Origin of the sequence: Pseudomonas sp. PA-4-8C, from assembly GCF_021606625.1 — a bacterium.
Taxonomy (GTDB): Bacteria; Pseudomonadota; Gammaproteobacteria; order Pseudomonadales; family Pseudomonadaceae; genus Aquipseudomonas; species Aquipseudomonas lactis.
The window spans coordinates 1-4,267 of record NZ_WKCD01000376.1 but is presented as its reverse complement, the minus strand read 5'-3'; the positions used below and the strand labels follow the sequence as shown (position 1 = coordinate 4,267).

The following is a 4,267-nucleotide window of genomic DNA, read 5'->3' as shown; positions in this document are numbered from 1 at the left end:
CCGAACGGATGGGTAGCCAATGACACGTTTCTTGCCGGATATGGTTTAGCACAGGCCGTACCAGGCCCGCTTTTTACCTTCGCAGCATTTCTTGGCGCGTCCATGAGTGCCCAACCTTCTGGTTGGCTCGGGGCTACTGCCTGCGTCATTGCTATTTTTGCTCCTTCGTTCTTGCTCGTAATCGGCGTGCTGCCATTTTGGGAGCAACTGCGGAAAAGCTTACGCACCCAAGCTGCACTTTCAGGCGTAAACGCAGCAGTTGTGGGCCTTCTCCTGGCGGCCTTGTATAACCCAGTCTGGACGAGCGCCATATTGATTCCTGCAGACTTTGGCTTAGCGCTGATAGCGCTTGTGGCTTTGATGTTCTGGAAGGCTCCTCCATGGTTGGTCGTCCTGGCGGGAGGTCTCCTCGGATGGTTACTCGGCATTGAGTTTTGAGGTCGACTAAGCGATTCCGTCAGGACGGGTTGTTTAGCGCACGCTTACAGTGTGCTGAGTTGTTGATGCAGCCGATGGATTTGATGAGCCGAAGGGGGCAGAACTGAGAACATGCATTGCGACCTGAATTTCGCGATTAGCCTTCTACGGTCTGAGCTAGAACTAGACGAAAGAGAAGTCCCCAGGTGAGGTACTCAGATTTCAGACTGCGCATTTTTTTCAAATGGGCTAATGGCGAAAACTGATCCGGGAAAGGTAATGTTCAAATTCTTATTCATGGACGACTTACATGCCAGTCACAATTCGCGCTGCAGTTGTTGCAGATGCACAAGCTATCCAGCGTATTTACGCTCCCATCGTTTCGACAACGGCGATCTCGTTCGAAGAGATTCCGCCAAGCGCTGAGGAAATCGCTCAGCGAATAGCGACGACACTTCAGACATATCCCTACCTGGTGGCCGAAGAAGGTGGGGAGATCAAGGGCTACGCCTATGCCAGCCAACACCGTGCACGTCCGGCATACCGATGGGCCGTTGACGTAACGGTGTACATAGCCGAATCGGCTCGCCGTCAGGGTGTTGGCCGTGAACTCTATGAGACCTTGCTTCCGATCCTTGAAAAACAGTGCTTTCGTGCAGCTTATGCCGGAATCGCACAGCCCAATGAAGGCAGTGTGGGGCTGCACGAGTCGCTGGGATTCGTCCATATCGGCACATATCCGGAGGTAGGCTTCAAGCTTGGGAAATGGCACGACGTCGGCTACTGGCGGCTCGGGCTGTGCCAGGCAACTCCGCCACTGGAGCCTATCCTCTTTCCTGAGCTTGAAGCCGCATCACAGTAGGTACACTCGATTTGCGTCGCGAGCCATCAGGATTCGCTAGTGAGATAGCTTTGGACTTGGTTGACTACATCTCGAGCGGTGCGGGTTACTCCGATCAATGTCGCAGAGGCGAGCCCCGTCCAATCGCCGTAACCCACCAGCCACAGACTGGGTGAAGCAACACTCCGGTTTTCGTTCACAGCCACTTTGCCATCCTGGCCTACAATGCCCAGGCTGTTCAGGTGGTCGAGCGCTGGAGAAAACCCAGTGCACCAGATGACGACATCCACCGCTGTTTCGTCTCCTGATGACCAGACAACGCCTGTTGAAGTGAAGTGCGTGAATGGCCGTACTGCGCTCAATACACCGCGTTCACGAGCGTCCTTCACCGATGGCACCATTACGATGTCGCCCAGCCCCCCAGCGGGGTTTTCAGGCTCCACGCCATCCTGTTGCGCCTTCAATCGAGCAGTAGCTCGTTCGAACAGGACACGCCCATCAACCTCATCAGGTAGAAACTTTGGGGCCTCTTGAGTTACCCAGGTTGCCTGACCCACTTTAGAAACCTCGGCGTAAATCTGGGCTCCCGAGTTGCCACCACCCACGACAAGGACGGCTTTCCCCTCAAACTCATCCGGCCCAACGTAATGAGCGGAATGAAGCTGCTGCCCTACGAACAACTCCTGTCCGGGATAGCTCGGGGTAAATGGGCGGCTCCAGGTGCCTGTTGCACTGATAACCGCTTTGGCATCCCAGTTTCTATCCCCGGAGACAACCCGTAATCCTTCTTCGATTTTCTCGACACGGGTCACCCTGGTGGATCGCATGATGGGGAAGTCATATCGACGCTCGTACAGAGTCAGATAGTCGATAACATCATCACGGTGAGGCGTTTCTTCTGATACGGCAGGCATCGGCCAGCCTGCAATCGAGCTCCATGCCGATGGAGAGAAGAGTCGCAACGAATCCCAGCCATGCCGCCAGGCTCCTCCTGGTGCCGACTCCGCATCGAGCAGCACGTAAGACAAGCTTGTCCGCTTCAAAAAATAGGCGACTGTCAGCGCGGATTGACCACCGCCGATAACCACAACATCAAGTTTCGAATTCTGAATCACCAGCATCCTCCAGGCTCAATCGCGGCACCTCACCGTCGTCGTATCAGACTCTGCGACCGTGCTCATCAATGACCACTTGGCCATCCTCTTTGACGAAACTCCCACGCTGCTCTTGCGGTAACAGGTCGAGGACTGCCTCTGAGGGACGACACAAGCGTGTCCCCAAAGGCGCCACGACGATGGGGCGATTGATCAGGATAGGGTGAGCCATCATGGCATCGATGAGCTTTTCGTCCGTCAGCGATGCATCACCCAATCCCAGCTCTTCGTACGGAGTTCCTTTGATACGCAAAAGAGCCCGCACCCCGATACCCATATCCCCGATGAGCCTGGCAAGTGTGGTGCGATCAGGCGGGGTCTTCAGGTACTCGATAACCGTCGGTTCTTCCCCGCTATTACGGATCAGCTCCAAGGTATTGCGAGAAGTGCCGCATTCGGGGTTGTGGTAGATCGTGATCTGGCTCATATCGCTTCCTCGTGCTGACGTTAGATGGAGCGCTGGTTGACGCGTTTGGACAGCTCTTCGGCGGACTCTTTACGCTCGGAGTACCGATCAACCAAATAATCCTGGCGATCCCGCAACAGCAGGGTGAACTTCATCAGTTCTTCCATCACGTCCACGAGACGGTCGTAGTACGAGGAAGGTTTCATACGGCCTGCTTCATCGAACTCGGTGAACGCCTTGGCCACGGAAGACTGGTTAGGGATGGTAAACATCCGCATCCACCGTCCAAGTACCCGCAGTTGGTTAACCACGTTGAAGGATTGGGAACCGCCACAGACCTGCATCACTGCAAGGGTCTTTCCTTGCGTAGGTCGTACAGCACCTATCGCAAGCGGAACCCAGTCAATTTGGGCTTTGAATACTGCACTCATGGAGCCGTGACGCTCAGGGGAGCACCACACCTGTCCCTCAGACCATTGCATCAGCTCGCGCAGCTCAGTGACCTTGGGATGTGTATCGGGAGCGTCATCCGGAAGCGGCAAACCCGAGGGGTCGAAGGTTTTGGTTTCGGCGCCAAACTTCTCCAGCAAACGGGCTGCTTCCTGAGTTACCATACGGCTGAAAGAGCGCTCTCGCGTCGATCCGTACAAAAGCAGAATTCGAGGCTTATGGAGTGACGGTATACGCGGCTCCAGTTGCTCCAGCGACGGAATGTCGATTAGGTCGGTGTGTACGTTCGGCAATGTGTCTTGCATATAAACTCCTACCACGGCGCCGGCTAGGACGCCGCCTCGGTTGATCTTTAAAGCGAACCGATGCGGTTCAGTTCAGCTTTGAGCTGGTCAGGGCTCATGGTCTTGAGCGGCAGCATAAGAAACGCACTCACCCGCTCGTGAATTTTGGCCAGTGTGGCTTCAAACGCTGCGGTGATCTCGGCTTCCGACCCGCTAGCCTCAGACGGGTCGGCCAGCCCCCAATGCGCCTTCAAAGCTGGCCCAAAGAAGATTGGGCACGCTTCACCCGCTGCCCGGTCGCAGACAGTGATCACGATGTCTGGAGGCGAGCCTTCAAAAGCATCCGAAGCCTTGCTGCTCAAGCCCACAGTGGAGATACCCTCCGCCTCCAGCGTTTGCAATGCCCGTTGATTCACCCGGCCACTAGGAAAGCTTCCTGAGCTGACTGCTTCTACACCCTCGGGCGCCAAATGGTTGAAAAGCGCCTCGGACAGAATGCTGCGGCAGCTGTTGTGAGTGCACATGAACAAGACTTTCATCAGACGATTCCTTGATTCAGAAACTGAGGCGCAGTGCCAGGGCGGACAATGTGGCGACGAGGATGGGCACGGTCAGCAGGCGGTCTCAAGGAGCAAGTGCAACACCTGAGGTAAGGTGTTGCGATGAAAAAGACCTACAGCCACTTGAATACCGAAGAGCGAGTGACACTGATGCT

At 55.5% G+C, this 4,267-nt stretch carries 6 protein-coding genes; 2 read left to right on the top strand and 4 right to left on the bottom strand.

The genetic code is table 11. The features are described from left to right. A partial coding sequence (locus GIW04_RS28425; protein WP_236479441.1) for a chromate transporter occupies positions 1-438 on the top strand: 438 nt, incomplete at its 5' end. A gap of 289 nt (positions 439-727) precedes the next feature. Further along, positions 728-1,279, top strand: a complete 552-nt coding sequence (locus GIW04_RS28420; protein WP_032894875.1) for an arsinothricin resistance N-acetyltransferase ArsN1 family B — start codon at positions 728-730, stop codon at positions 1,277-1,279. A gap of 26 nt (positions 1,280-1,305) precedes the next feature. Here GIW04_RS28420 and GIW04_RS28415 read toward each other — a convergent pair whose 3' ends face one another. From GIW04_RS28415 to GIW04_RS28400, 4 genes are read right to left on the bottom strand one after another with little or no spacing between them, the layout of a single operon-like run. After that, positions 1,306-2,379, bottom strand: coding sequence for an ArsO family NAD(P)H-dependent flavin-containing monooxygenase (locus GIW04_RS28415; RefSeq protein WP_032894876.1), 1,074 nt, complete (start codon positions 2,377-2,379; stop codon positions 1,306-1,308). A gap of 37 nt (positions 2,380-2,416) precedes the next feature. After that, a complete protein-coding gene (arsC, locus tag GIW04_RS28410) occupies positions 2,417-2,839 on the bottom strand; it encodes an arsenate reductase (glutaredoxin) (protein ID WP_032894877.1) in 423 nt (140 codons plus the stop codon). Positions 2,840-2,859: 20 nt separating this feature from the next. Continuing rightward, positions 2,860-3,573, bottom strand: coding sequence for an arsenical resistance protein ArsH (gene arsH / locus GIW04_RS28405; RefSeq protein ID WP_032894879.1), 714 nt, complete (start codon positions 3,571-3,573; stop codon positions 2,860-2,862). 47 nt (positions 3,574-3,620) lie between these two features. Next, a complete protein-coding gene (locus GIW04_RS28400; protein ID WP_032894881.1) occupies positions 3,621-4,091 on the bottom strand; it encodes an arsenate reductase ArsC in 471 nt (156 codons plus the stop codon). Positions 4,092-4,267: the final 176 nt, after the last annotated feature.

Coding starts and splice junctions, on each gene's coding strand:
- arsC (WP_032894877.1), bottom strand. CDS start 2,839: ATGAGCCAGATCACGATCTACCACAACCCCGAATGCGGCACTTCTCGC.
- GIW04_RS28415 (WP_032894876.1), bottom strand. CDS start 2,379: ATGCTGGTGATTCAGAATTCGAAACTTGATGTTGTGGTTATCGGCGGT.
- arsH (WP_032894879.1), bottom strand. CDS start 3,573: ATGCAAGACACATTGCCGAACGTACACACCGACCTAATCGACATTCCG.
- GIW04_RS28400 (WP_032894881.1), bottom strand. CDS start 4,091: ATGAAAGTCTTGTTCATGTGCACTCACAACAGCTGCCGCAGCATTCTG.
- GIW04_RS28420 (WP_032894875.1), top strand. CDS start 728: ATGCCAGTCACAATTCGCGCTGCAGTTGTTGCAGATGCACAAGCTATC.